Origin of the sequence: Uliginosibacterium sp. sgz301328 (assembly GCF_041807905.1) — a bacterium.
In the GTDB taxonomy this organism is placed as follows: domain Bacteria; phylum Pseudomonadota; class Gammaproteobacteria; order Burkholderiales; family Rhodocyclaceae; genus JBGVSA01.
In genome coordinates this window covers 185,494-201,548 of record NZ_JBGVSA010000002.1, presented here as the reverse complement: position 1 = coordinate 201,548, position 16,055 = coordinate 185,494, and the positions used below count along the sequence as shown (strand labels likewise).

At 64.0% G+C, this 16,055-nt stretch carries 16 protein-coding genes; 8 read left to right on the top strand and 8 right to left on the bottom strand.

Annotated elements, in window-relative coordinates:
• Genes ACDA63_RS02365 through ACDA63_RS02355 form a run of 3 tightly spaced genes read right to left on the bottom strand, consistent with a single transcriptional unit; the run spans window position 1 to window position 2,866 of the window.
• Window positions 1-1,020, bottom strand: a complete 1,020-nt coding sequence (locus ACDA63_RS02365) for a thiamine pyrophosphate-dependent enzyme (protein ID WP_373661561.1) — start codon at window positions 1,018-1,020, stop codon at window positions 1-3.
• Between the two features lie 9 nt (window positions 1,021-1,029).
• A complete protein-coding gene (locus ACDA63_RS02360) occupies window positions 1,030-2,280 on the bottom strand; it encodes a transketolase C-terminal domain-containing protein (protein WP_373661560.1) in 1,251 nt (416 codons plus the stop codon).
• Complete coding sequence (locus tag ACDA63_RS02355) at window positions 2,273-2,866, bottom strand: 2-oxoacid:acceptor oxidoreductase family protein (RefSeq protein ID WP_373661559.1); 594 nt, start codon at window positions 2,864-2,866, stop codon at window positions 2,273-2,275. Before ACDA63_RS02355 ends, ACDA63_RS02360 begins: the two co-directional genes overlap by 8 nt.
• A 272-nt stretch (window positions 2,867-3,138) precedes the next feature.
• Between ACDA63_RS02355 and ACDA63_RS02350 the strand changes: the two genes are divergently transcribed.
• Genes ACDA63_RS02350 through mltB form a run of 4 tightly spaced genes read left to right on the top strand, consistent with a single transcriptional unit; the run spans window position 3,139 to window position 8,073 of the window.
• The gene (locus tag ACDA63_RS02350; RefSeq protein ID WP_373661558.1) at window positions 3,139-4,086 is read left to right on the top strand and encodes an AAA family ATPase; all 948 of its coding nucleotides are present in this window, start codon (window positions 3,139-3,141) and stop codon (window positions 4,084-4,086) included.
• The gene (locus ACDA63_RS02345; RefSeq protein ID WP_373661557.1) at window positions 4,083-5,057 is read left to right on the top strand and encodes a DUF58 domain-containing protein; all 975 of its coding nucleotides are present in this window, start codon (window positions 4,083-4,085) and stop codon (window positions 5,055-5,057) included. The genes ACDA63_RS02350 and ACDA63_RS02345 overlap by 4 nt, the downstream gene beginning before the upstream one ends.
• Complete coding sequence (locus ACDA63_RS02340; protein WP_373661556.1) at window positions 5,054-6,997, top strand: DUF3488 and DUF4129 domain-containing transglutaminase family protein; 1,944 nt, start codon at window positions 5,054-5,056, stop codon at window positions 6,995-6,997. Before ACDA63_RS02345 ends, ACDA63_RS02340 begins: the two co-directional genes overlap by 4 nt.
• A 41-nt stretch (window positions 6,998-7,038) precedes the next feature.
• Window positions 7,039-8,073, top strand: a complete 1,035-nt coding sequence (gene mltB, locus ACDA63_RS02335; protein ID WP_373661555.1) for a lytic murein transglycosylase B — start codon at window positions 7,039-7,041, stop codon at window positions 8,071-8,073.
• A 50-nt stretch (window positions 8,074-8,123) separates the two neighbouring features.
• Here the strand turns inward: mltB and ACDA63_RS02330 are convergent, their stop codons facing one another.
• A complete protein-coding gene (locus tag ACDA63_RS02330) occupies window positions 8,124-8,744 on the bottom strand; it encodes a C40 family peptidase (RefSeq protein ID WP_373661554.1) in 621 nt (206 codons plus the stop codon).
• Window positions 8,745-8,939: 195 nt separating this feature from the next.
• Between ACDA63_RS02330 and ACDA63_RS02325 the strand changes: the two genes are divergently transcribed.
• Window positions 8,940-9,473, top strand: coding sequence for a hypothetical protein (locus tag ACDA63_RS02325; RefSeq protein ID WP_373661553.1), 534 nt, complete (start codon window positions 8,940-8,942; stop codon window positions 9,471-9,473).
• A gap of 67 nt (window positions 9,474-9,540) precedes the next feature.
• Here ACDA63_RS02325 and ACDA63_RS02320 read toward each other — a convergent pair whose 3' ends face one another.
• From ACDA63_RS02320 to ACDA63_RS02305, 4 genes are all read right to left on the bottom strand, one after another.
• A complete protein-coding gene (locus tag ACDA63_RS02320) occupies window positions 9,541-10,974 on the bottom strand; it encodes a PhoH family protein (RefSeq protein WP_373661552.1) in 1,434 nt (477 codons plus the stop codon).
• Window positions 10,975-11,096: 122 nt separating this feature from the next.
• Complete coding sequence (locus ACDA63_RS02315) at window positions 11,097-11,555, bottom strand: peroxiredoxin (protein ID WP_373661551.1); 459 nt, start codon at window positions 11,553-11,555, stop codon at window positions 11,097-11,099.
• Between the two features lie 132 nt (window positions 11,556-11,687).
• Complete coding sequence (locus tag ACDA63_RS02310) at window positions 11,688-12,242, bottom strand: AAA family ATPase (protein WP_373661550.1); 555 nt, start codon at window positions 12,240-12,242, stop codon at window positions 11,688-11,690.
• A gap of 3 nt (window positions 12,243-12,245) precedes the next feature.
• Window positions 12,246-12,629 carry an Mth938-like domain-containing protein gene (locus ACDA63_RS02305; RefSeq protein ID WP_373661549.1) on the bottom strand — a complete coding sequence of 128 codons (384 nt, stop codon included), beginning with the start codon at window positions 12,627-12,629 and terminating at the stop codon, window positions 12,246-12,248.
• A 313-nt stretch (window positions 12,630-12,942) separates the two neighbouring features.
• Between ACDA63_RS02305 and ACDA63_RS02300 the strand changes: the two genes are divergently transcribed.
• From ACDA63_RS02300 to ACDA63_RS02290, 3 genes are read left to right on the top strand one after another with little or no spacing between them, the layout of a single operon-like run.
• On the top strand, window positions 12,943-14,232 hold the full coding sequence (locus ACDA63_RS02300) for a pyridoxal phosphate-dependent aminotransferase (RefSeq protein WP_373661548.1): 1,290 nt from the start codon (window positions 12,943-12,945) through the stop codon (window positions 14,230-14,232).
• A gap of 12 nt (window positions 14,233-14,244) precedes the next feature.
• Window positions 14,245-14,691, top strand: a complete 447-nt coding sequence (locus ACDA63_RS02295; protein ID WP_373661547.1) for an N-acetyltransferase family protein — start codon at window positions 14,245-14,247, stop codon at window positions 14,689-14,691.
• Window positions 14,688-15,998: a homoserine dehydrogenase gene (locus ACDA63_RS02290; RefSeq protein WP_373661546.1), complete on the top strand. Its 1,311-nt coding sequence runs from the start codon at window positions 14,688-14,690 to the stop codon at window positions 15,996-15,998. Before ACDA63_RS02295 ends, ACDA63_RS02290 begins: the two co-directional genes overlap by 4 nt.
• Window positions 15,999-16,055 lie beyond the last annotated feature (57 nt).

Genomic DNA, 16,055 nt, shown 5'->3' with positions numbered 1-16,055 from the left:
TCAGACGGTGGCCGGTTGCTCTTGTTGCTCGGGTTGCAGCAGACCGAAGCGACGGATGTTCTCGTCGGCGATCTGCTGGAAACGCGCGAGGATTTCGGTCTCGGGCGTCTTGCCGAACAGGTGGGCGAAGCGGCGCTGGAGCTTGAGGTATTCCTCGACCGGTTGCTTGCGGCGGATCGGCAGCACGTTCGTGACCACACCGTGTTCGGCTTCGAAAACCGGGAACAGCCCGGTTTCCTTCGCCAGCCGCGCGAGTTTGATGGTGTCTTGCGAAGCAGAGCCCCAACCCAGCGGGCACGGCACGAAGATGTGGATGTAACGCGCGCCGCGCATGGACATGGCGTGCTCAACCTTGTGTTCCAGATCATGCAGGTCTGCGACGGTGGCCGTGGCGACGTATGGAATGTTGTGCGCCATGGCGATCAACGGCAGGTTCTTGCCCTGGCCGAAGACGTTGCCCGGATGCCCCTTGGCCGGCATGGTGGTGGCGGTGCGCGCGGCCGGCGGCGTTGCCGACGAGCGCTGCACGCCTGTGTTCATGTAGGCCTGGTTGTCGTAACAGATGTACAGGACATCGTCATTACGTTCGAACATACCCGACAGACAGCCAAAGCCGATGTCGGTGGTGCCGCCGTCGCCGCCCTGGGCAACGACGCGCACGTCGTTGCGGCCCTTGACCTTCATCGCCGCGGCCACGCCGGTGGCCACTGCTGCGGTGTTGCCGAACAACGAGTGAATCCAGGGCACTTGCCAGGAAGTCTCGGGGTACGGTGTGGAGAACACTTCGAGGCAGCCCGTGGCGTTGCACGCGATCATCTGGTTGCCGGTGGCGCGCATGGCGGCGTCGATGGCGTAGCGCGCACCCAGTGCTTCACCGCAGCCTTGACAGGCACGATGGCCGGAGTTCAGCGAGTTGGTGCGTCCGATGTCGGACTGGACGGAACGCTGATCTTCGGGCAGCAGCCGGTTGCCAACGGTAAAGGTGCCGGTCTGGTAAAACTTTATCGGTTCGTGAGCCATGTTCCCTCCTCAAGCGGCACGGGGCTTGCTGTTGATGTCGCGCAGGATGTTCTCGGCGATGGGGCCAGACATGCGCGAAGTGCGCTCGCGGTCCAGCTCGCGATTGACCACGTCCCACGACAGGTCGAGGAAGTGCAGCCGTTCGAGCTGATCGTGCATTGCCAGGCGGAAGGCGCGATGCAACGACGCACGCGTGATCGGGCGACCGCCGAGGCCGGCGATGATCGTGTAGAAGTTGTGATCGAGCCCGTCGAGGGCGAGTCGCACGTCCGTCGCGACCACACCGCCGATGCCGACCGCGAGGCTCTTTTCGAGCACGACGATGCGATGCGCATGCGACAGTGCGCGGCGGACCGCGGCGATGGGGAACGGGCGGAAAGAATTGATGCCCAGCGCGCCGATCTTGATGCCATCGGCACGCATCTCGTCGATGGTGTCCTTGATGGTGCCGAGTACCGAACCCAGCGCAATGACGACGGTGTCGGCGTCTTCAAGGCGGTACGGGCGAACCAGACCGCCGGCGTCGCGACCGAAAATGTCCTTGAATTCCGAAGCGATGCGCGGGATCAGATCGAGCGCCTGCATCTGCTTGGCATGCGCGAGGTAACGAACTTCGGAGAAAGCTTCCGGACCCACCATGGCGCCAATCGAAACGGGGCGAGCCGGATCGAGCACCTGGCGCGGCGAATACGGCGGCAGGAAGGCATCGACCTGCTCTTGCGAAGGGATGTCGACGCGTTCGTAGGCGTGCGTGAGGATGAAGCCATCCATGCACACCATCACCGGCAACGAGAGTTCCTCGCCCAGCTTGAAGGCCTGGATGTGGAGATCGGCGGCTTCCTGGTTGGTCTCGGCGAAGAGCTGGATCCAGCCGCAATCGCGCTGGCTCATCGAATCGGTGTGGTCGTTCCAGATATTGATCGGCGCGCCGATCGCACGGTTGGCGACCGTCATGACGATGGGAAGGCCCAGGCCGGAAGCGTTGTAGACCGCCTCGGCCATGAACAACAGACCCTGGCTCGCAGTGGCGGTATAGGTGCGCGCCCCCGCGGCCGAAGAGCCGATCGCCACCGACATGGCGGCGAATTCGGATTCGACGTTGATGTACTCGCAGTTGGCGATCTCGCCGGAAGTGGCCATCTCGCCCAGCGCTTCGACGATGTGCGTTTGCGGGGAGATGGGGTAAGCACAAATGACTTCGGGGCGGCACAGGCCGACCGCTTCGGCTACGGCGTGAGAGCCTTCGGTCTGCTTAAGCATGGGCAGCCTCCTGGTTTTGTTGGGGACGAGCCGCCAGTGCGGCCTCGTAGGCTTCGGTAGCGGCCGCCACGTTGGCGGCAGCGATCTTGCCCGAGAACTTGTCGTTGATCGCCGAGATGACGGCGTCGAGCTTGAGCATGCCGGAGGCTGCGGCGAACGCGCCCAGCAGGGGCACGTTGGGAACCGGCCGACCGACGTGCTTGAGCGCGAGTTCCGTAGCGGGCACGGAAACGACCCGCCCCGGCTTGAAACGCTTGGCGTACTGCGACAGCCCCAGTTCCTCGAGACTGTGCTTGGTGTTGAGGATCACATAGCCGTCCTCTGCCAGGCCGGCAAAGACGTCTACTGTCAACAGCAGCGTAGTGTCCTGGATGATGAGTGCGTCGGGTTGCATGACCGGTTCGCGCAGCCGGATCTCGCGATCCGAGATGCGACAGAACGCTACGACCGGCGCGCCGGTGCGTTCAGAACCGAAACTGGGGAATGCCTGGGCGTGATGGCCTTCGAGAAAAGCGGCGATTGAGAGCATCTCGGCGCCTGTGACGACGCCCTGGCCGCCGCGGCCATGTATGCGAACCTGGAACATCTGATCTCCCGTTGAGTTCGAGCACCCTGTCTGACGGGGTCCGAGGCGGGTCGGACGGACAAGGCTGACCTCGGAAAATAGAGGATGTCGGATGAGGACTTCCTGAGTGTGGTCAATAACCACAGGCTTTCGACACACATTCCGACAATGCTGCGCCGCAATGAGCCTGCGGAAGTTTCCCCGCCCTGCCGGACGGCGGTTGTCGCCCGCCACGGCCGGCGCCAAGGGCGGCGCCTTTATCATTGCCGGATATTTCTTGCGTGATGGATGCGATGAACGATCGGACAGATTCGGACCGACGGGCGGCCAGCGAGCTGGCTCGTTCTGTACTGGCGCAGTTGAGCACCGTGGTGCTGGGCAAGGAACTGGCGCTCACGCAGGCATTGTCATGTCTCGTCGCGCGTGGGCATCTGCTGATCGAAGACCAGCCGGGTGTGGGCAAGACGACCATGGCGCATGCGCTGGCGGTGACCCTGGGGCTGAAGTTCCAGCGCGTACAGTTCACGAGCGATCTGTTGCCGGCCGACCTCATCGGCGTATCGATCTTCGATGCCGGCCAGCACGTCTTCCGCTTCCATCCGGGGCCGCTCTTTACACAGGTGCTGCTGGCTGACGAGATCAATCGCACCACCCCCAAGACACAAAGCGCGCTGCTTGAAGCCATGGAAGAACGGCAAGTCACCGTGGACGGCCACACGCACGCCCTGCCGCGCCCGTTCTTCGTCATCGCCACACAAAACCCGCAGCACCAGATCGGCACCTTCCCGTTGCCAGAATCGCAGCTCGATCGCTTCCTGATGCGCATCAGCGTCGGCCTGCCCGATGCCCGCGCCGAACGTGAGCTGCTGGCCGGGCGCGACCGCCGCGAAATGCTGGCCGAACTGCCCGCCAGCACGGATGGCGCAGGTCTCGCGGCAATGCAGGCGGCAGCGGCGGGCATTCATGCCGGCGACCGCGTGCTCGATTACGTTCAGGCGCTGCTAACAGCCAGCCGTAACCTGCCGGACGTGCCGCAGGGGCTGAGTCCACGTTGCGGCATCGGCCTCCTGGGTGCGGCCCGTGCCTGGGCGTTGATCGCCGGGCGCGACCATCTTCGCCCCGAAGACGTGCAGGCGGTGCTGCCTGCCGTGGCCACGCACCGCCTTCTGCATGCGGGCGGTCGCAACGGCCGCAGCGGCGAAGTCGTCCGCCACTTGATCGAAGCCGTGCCGGTGCCGTGATCGACACCCGCCGTTTGCGCGCGCAGGCGCGTGCATGGATGCAGCGCGTGACGGGTCCGGAGCCGCAGCCGATCCGGTTGCCGCAGTCGCGTGTGTACGTGTTGCCTTCGCGCGCAGGCGCAGCAATGCTGGCGACGCTCGCGATCATGCTGGTGGCCTCCATCAACTACAACCTGGCGCTGGGATTTGCGCTGGTGTTCCTGCTGAGCGGCGTCGGGCTGGCCCATATCCTCCAGTCCTGGCGGACTTTGGTCGGGCTGGAGATATTCGTGCGTGGCGACGGCGAGGTCTTCGTCGGTGAGGCCGCGAGCTTCGTCATGCGGCTGACCGATACAACCGGCCGCCTTCGACCGGGCCTCACGGTCCTCACTCATGATGGGCAGCGCCTTGCCACCTGCAACGTGCCCGCGCGGGGCAATGCCGAGGTATCCATCGGTATTCCCGCGCAGGCCCGCGGCTGGCTCCCGGTGGGCAAGCTGACGATCGAATCGCGCCAGCCGCTGGGCTGGATCCGCGCCTGGAGTTACATCCAGCCAGACGCGCAGATGCTGGCCTATCCACGCGCCGAAGGCCCGCTGCCACAACCGCCCTCGCCGCACGGCGTCCTCGAAAGCGGACTGGTGACCGAGCGCGGCGACGAGGACTTTGCCGGTCTGCGCAACCGCAATCCTCAGGACAGCGCGAGCCGCATCGCGTGGAAACGCATGGCGTCCAGCGGTGAGTTGCTGGTGAAGGAGTTCTCCGGCGCCGTCGCGCCCGAACGCGTCATCGACTGGTCGAGCCTGCCGACGAATTGGGATGCCGAACGCCGCCTGTCGCAGCTTGCGCTATGGGTCGTGCAGGCGCAGGCCGATGGTGCCCGTTGGCAGCTGGTATTGCCGAAAGAGGATATCGGCCCGGATTCCGGCGAAGTGCACGCACGCGAGTGCCTTGCGGCGCTGGCGTTGTTCTTGCCGGACGGACGCGCATGAACACCGGTCAGCGCTCCTTGCCGCGCCCCTTGCTGCTGCAGCTCTCCGCCCTGGCTGCGGTGATCTTGCTGCCGTTCACCCTGTTCCAGCCAATCGCGGTCAGCGCGCTGTCTGCCTTGTTGGTGGGCTGGCGCGCCTACACGGCCTGGCATGATCGGGCCGCTCCGCCCAAATGGTTGCTGGTGCCGCTAGCACTCGCCGGCGTTGGGCTGACCTGGCTGGCATACGGGCAGTTGCTGGGCAAGCTGCCCGGGCTGGCGATCCTGTCGCTGCTACTGCCGCTCAAGCTGCTGGAGTCGCGCGACTTGCGCGATGCGCGCGCCGCTCTGTTGCTGGCGTGCTTTCTGATGATGGGTCTGTTCTTGCACGCCCAGACACCATGGGTCGCACTGTGCGTAGGCCTGGCAACACTGGGCGTCATCTCCTCGCTCGCACGCATCCAGGACGAAACCGTCTCGTTCCGGCATTCGGCGCGCCAGGCCTTGTCGCTCTGTGGCCAGGGCGTGCCGCTGATGATCGTGCTGTTCGTGCTTTTTCCGCGCGTAAGCGGCCCACTATGGGGACTGCCGCTGGACGCCTTCGGCGGCATGACGGGACTGTCGGACCACATGTCGCCGGGGACCATCAGCACACTGATCGAGTCGGGCGAGATCGCCTTCCGGGCCGAATTCAAGGGCCCGCCACCGCCACCGTCGGAACGCTATTGGCGCGGTCCCGTGTTGACCAATTTCGATGGACGCGAATGGACGCAGCGCTGGCAGGCCAGCAGCCTCGAGCCACCATATGAAGTCGAAGGCCCTGTTTACGACTACGTGATGACCATGGAAGCCAGCAACGAACGCTGGTTGCTTGCACTGGACTACCCGGCCGCCACGCCCGAGGGCCGCATCAGCGATGACTTCGCACTGATCAGCCGCCAACCGGTGCGCGCCCGCCAGCGCTACGCCGTGCAGTCGTACCCCCAGACGCGGGTGGGAATGGAAGAAAGCGCTCGCGCGCTCGGCCAGTCGCTACGTCTGCCGCCGGACCGCAATCCGCGCGCACTGGCGCTGGCTGCGCAATGGCGTGCCTTGCGCGATCCGGCCGAACGCCTGCAGCAGGCGCTGGGCTTCATGCGCAAGCAGGGCCTGCAGTACACGCTCTACCCGCCGCTGCTCGGCGACAACAGCGTCGACGAGTTCCTGTTCGACTCGCGGCGTGGCTTCTGTGAGCACTTCGCCTCGGCCTTCGTGGTGTTGATGCGTGCCGCCGGCGTCCCCGCCCGCGTCGTGACGGGTTACCAGGGCGGCGAGCTGAATCCGATCGACGGAACGCTGGTCGTCCGTCAGTCGGACGCACACGCATGGGCAGAAGTCTGGATGCCGCGACGCGGCTGGGTACGCGTGGATCCGACGGCGGCGACTTTCCCCCAACGCATCGATGGCGGCATCGGACAGACGCTGGGCGCGGGCGAGCCGCTACCCTTCGTGGCCCGACAGGACTGGCCGCTGCTGCGCGATATTCGCTACCGCTGGGAAGCGCTCTCCAACACATGGAACCAATGGGTGCTTGGCTACAACACCTCACGCCAGAGCGAGTTGCTGCGCAACGTGGGACTGTCAGACACTGACTGGCGCATGCTGGTGGCATTGATGGCATTCGCCATTGCCGGCTGGATGTCCTGGCTGGCGTGGCGCTCGTGGCCTGCGCGCCATCGGCCGGATGCGCTGGAGCGCGTGTGGCGACGGCTTGTCAGGCGCCTGCGCCACGAAGGTCTGCCGCAACACGACTGGGAACCGGCAACGCGGTACGCGCAACGGATCGGCCGCAAGCGGCCAGACATCGCCGATGAAATTCGACGCATCGCGGAGCGATATGCCACACTGCGCTATGGTGCCGCAACGGTGAGCGCTGCCGATCTGGCAAGCCTCCGGCGCGACATCGATCGACTCTCAATTTAGGGGACGCGGTCCGCGGCCCCACCACAGAAGGCCCATCGACAGTGATTCACCGTTTTGCCCGACGCCTGATCGCCATCGCGTGCGTTTGCGCGACCCTGCCTGCCATCGCACAATCGGAACCCCTGCCCTATACCGAGCGCGATGACGTGCGCATTTTCATGGCCGACGTCGCAACGCGTAACGACATCCCCATCGAAGAGATCTCCGCGGTCCTGTCGCAGGCGCAGCGGATCCCGAAAGTCATCGACTACATCAAGCCGCCCACCCAGCCCGGTGTGCGGTCGTGGCAACGCTACCGCGAGCGCTTCCTCGACAAAGTGCGCATCAATGGGGGTGTGCAGTTCTGGCAGCAGAATGCGGCGACGCTGGCGCGGGCGGAAGCCAAGTACGGCGTGCCGGCCGAGATCATCGTCGCCATCATCGGCGTGGAGACCATCTACGGCCGCAACACAGGCAACTTCAATACCCTGTCGGCACTGACCACGTTGGCGTTCGACTATCCGCCGCGCGCGGATCTCTTCCGCCGCGAACTGGAAGCGCTGATCCTGCTGTCGCGTGAGCAAGGGCGCGAGATCACAGACTACAAGGGCTCGTACGCGGGCGCGCTCGGTTTGCCGCAATTCCTGCCGAGCAGCGAGCGCGGCTTTGCGGTGGACTTCGACGACGACGGCCGTGTCGACTTGCTGACGAGCCCATCGGATGCCATCGGGAGTGTGGCGAATTTCCTCGTCCAGCATGGCTGGGAGAAAGGTGGCCCGATCGCGGCCCGCGCGATGGTGGCCCAGGGCGCCAATGTCGGGGCGCTGATCGAAGCGGGCATCCTGCCCCAGTTCAAACTGGAAGATTTCGCGCGCCAAGGCGTGCGGCCGGTCGATGCTGCAGCACCCGACGCAGCCGCGGCGCTGATCGATCTGGCCACGCCGGGTGCGGCCACCGAATTCTGGCTCGGCTATCAGAACTTCTACGTGATCACGCGCTACAACCGCAGCAGCTTCTACGCGATGAGCGTCATGGCACTGGCGGACGCAGTCAAGACGGCTTACCTCGCGCGCAATGCGCAGGGCGCGACCAACTGAAAAAGACTATTGGGGGAAAACAGTGGGAGTGGCGGGGCGAGCCGTGGGGCTCAGTTCTGCGGCTTGCCGTCGGACGGCGGATTGTTCATGTAGGACTGCAGCAGAGGCGATTGCGAGAGCGCCGCGGCGGCCGAGGGAGTCAGACCCTGCTGTTTCTGCGCGGCAGTGATCGCCGGATTGATGGCGTTCACGACGGCAGCGTTGGCTTCCGGCAACAGGCGGCGGGCGCCGTTGAAACGCTTCTGCCAGTACCGTCCGTCAATCTCTTCGACCCGCACCACGCTGCCCTTTGACGGAGCATGCAGGAAGCGGTTGTCGCCCAGGTAGATACCGACGTGCGAGAACGAGCGGCGCATGGTGTTGAAGAACACCAAGTCACCGGGCTTGAGCTCGTTGCGATTGACCTTGTCTCCCAGCTTGGCCATGTCCGCCGCGGTGCGCGGCAGGTTCAACCCCATCGCATCGCCAAAGACGCGCCGCACCAGTCCGCTGCAATCAAAGCCGCCATTTTCGGGGCCGTTGCCACCGAAGCGGTATTTGATGCCGAGGAAGGACAAGCCTTTGTCGAGAAGCGACTGCACGCCCGTGGAACCAGCGTCCGGGGCGCTTTGAGAGGACGCAGCATTGCGCGAGAGCAAACCCTGCTGGGTAGGCTCATCGGCCAGTGCCATGCTGGTCAGCACGCACAGAGCACAGGCAACGAATGGTTTCCGGACGCAACGCATAGCGCCGGACTATATCTGCCAAAAGTGCGAACTGTAAACCCGGAATTATCAAAGCACGATTGGAGGTTCAATGCGCCCGACAAACGCGCCGGGCAGCTTCTGCGGGTGCGCCTACAATCCAGGAAAAGACTGGGAGATCATGTGCAAGCCATTGTTATCTTGATGATTGTGTGTCTGATGGGCTGGCTGGTCTACCACGCGTGGAGCATCTATCGGACGCGCTTTTCGAGCCTCCGTGAAAGTGAAACTTCGCGTTACGCAGCCTTCGTGGCCGAAGCGCAGGCCGCCGGCCCCTCGCCCGTGGTGGCCAGCGCCAGGATCGAATCGCCGGGCGCTCGCGTCGCGCTGCTGGACGCTGCCGAGCGGATCGTCTATTTCAACCTCAAGCTGACCTTGCCGGACCATGAGATCCTGGCGCGCGTCGACCCTGCTGCACTGACCGGCATGGGGTCGGTGATTCCGCCGCGCGCAATGCTCGATTTTGTCGTCTGTCGCAAGGATTTCACCCCGGCGGCGGTCATCATGCTGCTGCGTTCGGTCGATGACGATCCGCTGCGCGAGCGTGCCGCGCAGCAATTGGCACAGACGGGACTGCGAGTGCTGCGCTGGCCTGTGGCCGCGCTGCCGAAACGGCAGGAGATGCGTGGCGCGGTGCTTGGCATGGCGGCCGTCTAGCGCGCGGCTGTACTTCAGACATAAAAAACGCGGCACGAATGCCGCGTTTTCGCTGATGCAGGCAGATTCAGAGCGTTTCGGCTGCGTAGTCGGCCAACCGCGAGCGTTCGCCTCGCTGCAGCGTGATGTGGCCGCCATGTGGCCAGCCCTTGAAGCGATCGACCACGTACGTGAGGCCTGAACTGCCCTCCGTGAGGTACGGCGTGTCGATCTGAGCGATGTTGCCGAGACAGACCACCTTGGTGCCGGGGCCGGCGCGGGTGATCAAGGTTTTCATCTGCTTGGGCGTCAGGTTCTGCGCCTCATCGATGATCAAGAACTTGTTGATGAAGGTGCGCCCGCGCATGAAATTGAGCGATTTGATCTTGATGCGCGTGCGAATCAGGTCGCGCGTGGCCGCCCTGCCCCATTCCCCGCCGTAGCCGCCAGCCTCATCGGCGCTGCCATTGAGGACATCGAGGTTGTCTTCCAGCGCGCCCATCCACGGCGCCATCTTTTCTTCTTCGGTACCGGGCAGGAAACCGATGTCTTCGCCGACCGGCACGGTCACACGGGTCATGATGATTTCGGAATAGCGCTTGGTCTCCAGCACCTGCGTCAGACTGGCCGCCAGTGTCAGCAGCGTCTTGCCAGTGCCGGCCTGCCCGAGCAACGAGATGAAATCGATCTCGGGATTCATGAGCAGGTTGAGCGCGAAATTCTGCTCACGGTTACGGGCAATGATCCCCCAGACGTTGTTCTTCTGGTGTGAGTAGTCGATGAGCGTTTCGAGCACGGCGGTCGGGCCGCTTTTCTCTCGGACGATGGCGTAGAGCGGCTTTTCGCCTTCCTGGAAGACCAGCTCGTTGATGTACAGATCGGCGCACAGCGGGCCACGCACACGGTAGTAGGTGCGTCCGCCGTCCTTCCAGACCTCCATGTCCTTGCCATGGGTGTCCCAGAAGTCCTCCGGCAACTCACGCATGCCGGTATAGAGGAGGTCGGTGTCTTCGAGAACCTTGTCGTTGAAGTAATCCTGCGCATCCAGCCCCAGCGCACGGGCCTTGATACGCATGTTGATGTCCTTGGACACCAGGATGACCTGCCGCTCGGAGTAGCGGCGCGACAGGAACATGGTCACGGCCAGGATCTGGTTATCTGCCTTGCCTGTGGGAATACCTTCCGGAAGTTCGGGCGGAATGGCCTCGGTCTGGAGGAACAGGCGACCGGTGGCGAGCTCTTTGGATGGCACCGCCAGCGGGATGCCGGCACTGATTTCGTCCGGGCAGGCCGAGACGATCTCGTCCATCATGCGGCTCGCCTGGCGGGCGTTGCGCGCGACTTCGGACATGCCCTTCTTGTTGTTGTCGAGTTCTTCGAGGGTCATGATCGGCACGAACAGATCGTGCTCCTCGAAGCGGTACAGGCTGGTGGGGTCGTGCATGAGCACGTTGGTGTCGAGGACGAACAGCTTGGTCTGCAGCGTCGATTGGAGCTTTGCCGGGGTGCGCTTGGTGGCCATGGATATGGGTTTCCGCGATAAACGTCGATCAACGGGCCGGGCGCCACGGTTTCGCTACTACGCCCGGCCGGGCCGGTTCACACCAGGGAACGCGCTGGCGGGCAGCCGCCAGCACGCCCGCCTCATTTGAGTGTTTTGATGAAGTCGAGCACCTCCTGTGCGTGACCTGCGACTTTCACGCCGCGCCATTCACGGCGCAGCACTCCGTCCCGGTCGATGACAAAGGTGCTGCGCTCGATGCCGCGCACCTGCTTGCCGTACATGTTCTTCATCTTGATGACGCCGAACAGATTGCAGACGGTTTCGTCCGCATCGGAGAGAAGCTCAAAGGGCATGCACAACTTGGACTTGAAGCCCTCGTGCGACTTGAGGCTGTCGCGCGAGACGCCATAGACGACGGCCCCGGCACGGTCGAACTCATCATTGAGCGCCGTGAAGTCCTGCCCCTCGGTAGTACAGCCGGGGGTGTTGTCCTTGGGATAGAAGTAGAGAACGACTTTCTTGCCGCGTAGCGACGAGAGGGTAACGGAATCGCCGCCCGTGGCAGGCAGCGAGAAATCCGGAACCGGTTGATCCAGCATCAGGGTCTCCTTGTTCGGACTGGCGATACCAGCGTATCGACAATCCCGGAGCGTCGCAACCTTGGACCGAAATATATGCGCCATGCACGCACGGCTGCGATTTTGGGCGTATCTTTTGACGCTTTGACGGCGCTAGCCGGCTGCCATCCAGTCGCCGACAACCTGAACCTGCACCGCCGTCGGCAGTTCTCCGTCGAGCCGGATCACGGGACAGGCAAGCTTTCCGAGCCAGTCCTCATGTCGCGCGCGGCTGCGCATCTGGAGGCCTCCTTCGTCGTAGGCAGCCGCCCATTCCACGAATGCCAGATGCTGCTCGTGCATCGCCCCGCCCGGTGCCAGCGTGGCGACGCCGTAGCGGGCGACTTCGCGGGCACGCAGGCGCCGCACGCGTTCTTCGGTGGGCACCGTCAGGAAAATCACCAGATCCAGTCGCTCGATGAACACATCGCCCCACGGCACCATCGATCCGGACAGCACCCATGCGGGCGTCTCCTCCATGGCCGCACGCAGCAGCGACACGCGATCCTGCAAAGGACGCGCTTGGCGATAAGGTGGATCGGTGGGCGCCCAGTAGAAATCGTCAGTATCCAGGTGCTGCGCACCCGATTGCGTCGCCAGCGCACGCCCCAACGTCGTGGTGCCGCAACAGGAAGCGCCCAGAACGTGGATACGTGCGAAACCGCCCATGTTTCAGTTTGCAGGCGTGTCGAGGATCAACGCAGCTGCGACCTTGCGACCTTCTGAAGCGAGGATGTTGTACGTCCGGCAGGCCGAGCCGGTATCCATGACTTCAAAGCCGATCTGGGCCTCGATCAGTGGCCGAAGCAGCGAAGGATGCGGGAAGCGCTGGCGCGCTCCCGTGCCGATGATCACCAATGCGGGCGCCAGATCGACCAGCGTCTGCATATCGGCCTCGGCCAGCCCGTCAAAGCCGCGCGCAGCCCATGAATCGACGACTGTCTCGGGCGTGACGACGAGATTTCCCTCATGACGCTGCCGGTTGATGGAAACATGCGTGGCGTCATACGAGGTGACCATGTTGTCGTTCGAAGCGGCGTCGCGGGTCAGTTTCATGATGTCTGAAGGCATGGCGCGTCGCATGGTGCGACGCTGGAAATGGCGGGACAGCGCCGTGGCGCTTTGAACGGGCCTTATCGCTCATTCCGTTCGATCACGCAAGCCATACGGAATGGCCTTGGGAAGGGCGTTTCATCGCGAGCAGACAGCCCAAAGGCGCGTTTTTTTGCAAAAGAACGCATGGTTTGCCTCCACTGCGACTCGCCGGACCCAAATGGGCGGTGGGTCTTGATATCATTGCAGGTCTTTTTGTCGCATGGCTGCGGCGCGCTGGCGCCCGGCCGGAAGCAGGCCATCCGAGGGGCCGATCATGAAGCAGGGCACTCCACTCCGCATCGCCGAAGGCGGCGAACAGCAGACCACGACCGAACCGCGCGCGCGGACTTTCCGCAAGTCCGCCAAGCTGGCCAACGTCTGCTACGACATCCGTGGGCCCGTTCTCGACCGTGCTCGGCAGATGGAGGAAGAAGGCCATCGCATCATGAAGCTGAACATCGGCAACGTGGCCGTGTTCGGTTTCGAGCCGCCCGACGAGATCGTGCAGGACATGATCCGCAACTTGCCGGATGCCGCCGCGTACACCGACTCCAAGGGGCTCTTCGCGCCGCGCCGCGCGGTCGTGCACTACACGCAGCAAAAGAAGATCCCGGGAGTGACGGTCGATGATGTGTATCTCGGCAACGGCGCCTCCGAACTCATCGCGCTGTCGATGAACGCGCTGCTCAACAACGGCGACGAAGTGCTGATCCCGGCGCCGGACTATCCGTTGTACACGGGTGTCGTGGCACTGTCCGGCGGCACGCCGGTGCATTACATCTGCGACGAGCAATCGGGCTGGATGCCGGACATCGCCGACATCCGCCGCAAGATCACGTCGAACACCAAGGCGATCGTCGTCATCAACCCGAACAACCCCACTGGCGCGCTCTACCCGCGCGAGGTGCTGGAAGACATCGTGCAGGTGGCCCGCGAACATCAACTGGTGGTGTTTGCCGACGAGATCTACGACAAGACGCTGTACGACGGCGCCACGCACACGAGCATCGCCTCGCTGGCCGACGACGTACTGTTCCTCACCTTCAACGGCCTGTCGAAGAACTACCGCTCCTGTGGCTACCGCTCGGGGTGGATGGTGGTGTCGGGCGAAAAGCGCCACGCGCGAGACTACATCGAAGGCCTGAACATGCTGGCCTCGATGCGCCTGTGCGCCAACACGCCGGGGCAACTGGCGATCCAGACCGCACTGGGCGGCTACCAGAGCATCGATGACCTGGTCGCACCGGGCGGCCGGTTGTCCCGCCAGCGCGATCTGGCCTACGACCTGCTCAGCGCCATTCCGGGCGTGAGCCTGGTCAAGCCGCAGGCGGCGCTGTATTGCTTCCCGCGCCTGGACCCGAAGATGTACCCGATCGCCGACGACCAGAAGTTCGTGCTCGAACTGCTGGAGGCCGAGCGCGTACTGCTGGTGCAGGGCACCGGTTTCAACTGGATCGCACCGGATCACTTCCGTGTCGTGTTCCTGCCGCACGAGGACGATCTGCGCGAGGCGATCTCGCGCATCGCACGCTTCCTCGATGGCTACCGAAAACGGGTCGCATAAGGCACGGCCGGAATGTCGCTCACCCTCATCGACATCTGTGACGACCAAGGCAACATCGCCCAGCCGGAATGGCTGGCGAAGGCCGAAGGGGTGCACCGGCAACTTCGCCCAAATCTGCCCGCCGAATACGCGGCGCGCTTGGCGCGCATATTCGCCGACGGCGGCCGCATGACGATAGCGGTCGAAGACGACGCCGTGCGCGGTGTGGCCGTCTGGCGCTGCTTTGAAGATACCCACAACGGAACCAAGTTCTACGTCGATGACCTCGTCACCGACGCAGCGCACCGTTCCCGCGGTGTCGGCCAGGCCCTTCTCGGGTTGCTGGCCGACAAGGCGCGGGCGCGGGGCGCGGACAACCTCGTGCTCGACTCCGGCGTGCAACGCCATGGCGCGCACAGGTTCTACTTTCGCGAAGGCTTCGCGATCATCTCCCACAACTTCAAGAAACCGCTTGTATGAAACCTATCAACGTTGGCCTGCTCGGTATCGGCACCGTCGGCGGCGGCACCTGGACGGTGCTGGCCCGCAACGAGGAAGAAATCACCCGTCGCGCGGGGCGCCCGATTCGAATTACGGCCGTGGCGGATCGCAACGTTGATCTGGCCAAGCAGGTCACGGGCGGTGCGGCACGCATCACGTCGGATGCATTCGAACTCGTGCGCGACCCCGAGATCGACATCGTCGTCGAACTGATCGGCGGCTATACCATCGCCAAGGACCTGGTGCTGGAAGCGATTGCGAACGGCAAGCACGTGGTCACCGCCAACAAGGCGCTGCTGGCCGTGCACGGCACCGAGATCTTCCGCGCGGCGCAAGCCAAGGGCGTGATGGTGGCGTTCGAGGCCGCCGTGGCCGGTGGCATCCCCATCATCAAAGCGCTGCGAGAAGGCCTGTCGGCCAACCGCATCCAGTGGATCGCCGGCATCATCAACGGCACCACGAACTTCATCCTGTCGGAAATGCGCGACAAGGGCCTGCCCTTTGCCGACGTGCTGAAAGAAGCCCAGCGCCTGGGCTACGCTGAAGCCGACCCGACTTTCGACATCGAAGGCGTGGACGCCGCGCACAAGGCCACCATCATGTCGGCCATCGCCTTCGGCATCCCGGTGCAGTTCGACAAGGCTTACGTCGAAGGCATCACCAAGCTGGAGGCGACCGACATCAAGTATGCCGAGCGTCTGGGTTATCGCATCAAGCTGCTGGGCATCGCGCGCCGCCGCCAGCAAGGCGTGGAACTGCGCGTGCACCCGACGCTGATCCCGTCCAAGCGCCTGATCGCCAACGTCGAAGGCGCGATGAACGCCGTCGTCGTACAGGGTGACGCCGTGGGCTCGACGCTGTATTACGGTAAGGGCGCGGGCGCGGAGCCCACTGCTTCGGCCGTGATCGCCGACCTCGTGGACGTAACCCGCCTGCATACCGCCGACCCGGAAAACCGCGTACCGCATCTGGCGTTCCAGGCCGACCAGTTGGTCGATCTGCCGATCCTGCCGATCGACGAGGTGGAAACCGCCTACTACCTGCGCATGCGGGTCGAAGACAAACCGGGCGTGCTGGCCGACATCACGCGCGTGCTGGCCGATCACAACATTTCGATCGACGCCATGCTGCAACAGGAGCCAGGTGAGGGCGAATCGCAGGCCGACATCATCACCTTGACGCATCGCGCCATCGAGAAGAACGTCAACGCCGCGATCGCGCGCATCGAAGACCTGCCGACCGTGGTCAGCAAGGTCACGCGCATCCGCCTGGAAGAACTCAACTAAAGCCGAACCGGGGCCACGGCCCCTGCCCCGTCCGCAGCGGATTCGATGCAGCGGACG

Excerpts from the sequence above, each read along its gene's own strand:
- ACDA63_RS02300 (WP_373661548.1), top strand. The coding sequence starts at position 12,943 with ATGAAGCAGGGCACTCCACTCCGCATCGCCGAAGGCGGCGAACAGCAG.
- ACDA63_RS02365 (WP_373661561.1), bottom strand. The coding sequence starts at position 1,020 with ATGGCTCACGAACCGATAAAGTTTTACCAGACCGGCACCTTTACCGTT.
- ACDA63_RS02320 (WP_373661552.1), bottom strand. The coding sequence starts at position 10,974 with ATGGCCACCAAGCGCACCCCGGCAAAGCTCCAATCGACGCTGCAGACC.
- ACDA63_RS02330 (WP_373661554.1), bottom strand. The coding sequence starts at position 8,744 with ATGGCACTGGCCGATGAGCCTACCCAGCAGGGTTTGCTCTCGCGCAAT.
- ACDA63_RS02340 (WP_373661556.1), top strand. The coding sequence starts at position 5,054 with ATGAACACCGGTCAGCGCTCCTTGCCGCGCCCCTTGCTGCTGCAGCTC.
- ACDA63_RS02310 (WP_373661550.1), bottom strand. The coding sequence starts at position 12,242 with ATGGGCGGTTTCGCACGTATCCACGTTCTGGGCGCTTCCTGTTGCGGC.
- ACDA63_RS02315 (WP_373661551.1), bottom strand. The coding sequence starts at position 11,555 with ATGCTGGATCAACCGGTTCCGGATTTCTCGCTGCCTGCCACGGGCGGC.
- ACDA63_RS02355 (WP_373661559.1), bottom strand. The coding sequence starts at position 2,866 with ATGTTCCAGGTTCGCATACATGGCCGCGGCGGCCAGGGCGTCGTCACA.
- ACDA63_RS02290 (WP_373661546.1), top strand. The coding sequence starts at position 14,688 with ATGAAACCTATCAACGTTGGCCTGCTCGGTATCGGCACCGTCGGCGGC.
- ACDA63_RS02295 (WP_373661547.1), top strand. The coding sequence starts at position 14,245 with ATGTCGCTCACCCTCATCGACATCTGTGACGACCAAGGCAACATCGCC.
- ACDA63_RS02350 (WP_373661558.1), top strand. The coding sequence starts at position 3,139 with ATGAACGATCGGACAGATTCGGACCGACGGGCGGCCAGCGAGCTGGCT.
- ACDA63_RS02305 (WP_373661549.1), bottom strand. The coding sequence starts at position 12,629 with ATGAAACTGACCCGCGACGCCGCTTCGAACGACAACATGGTCACCTCG.
- ACDA63_RS02360 (WP_373661560.1), bottom strand. The coding sequence starts at position 2,280 with ATGCTTAAGCAGACCGAAGGCTCTCACGCCGTAGCCGAAGCGGTCGGC.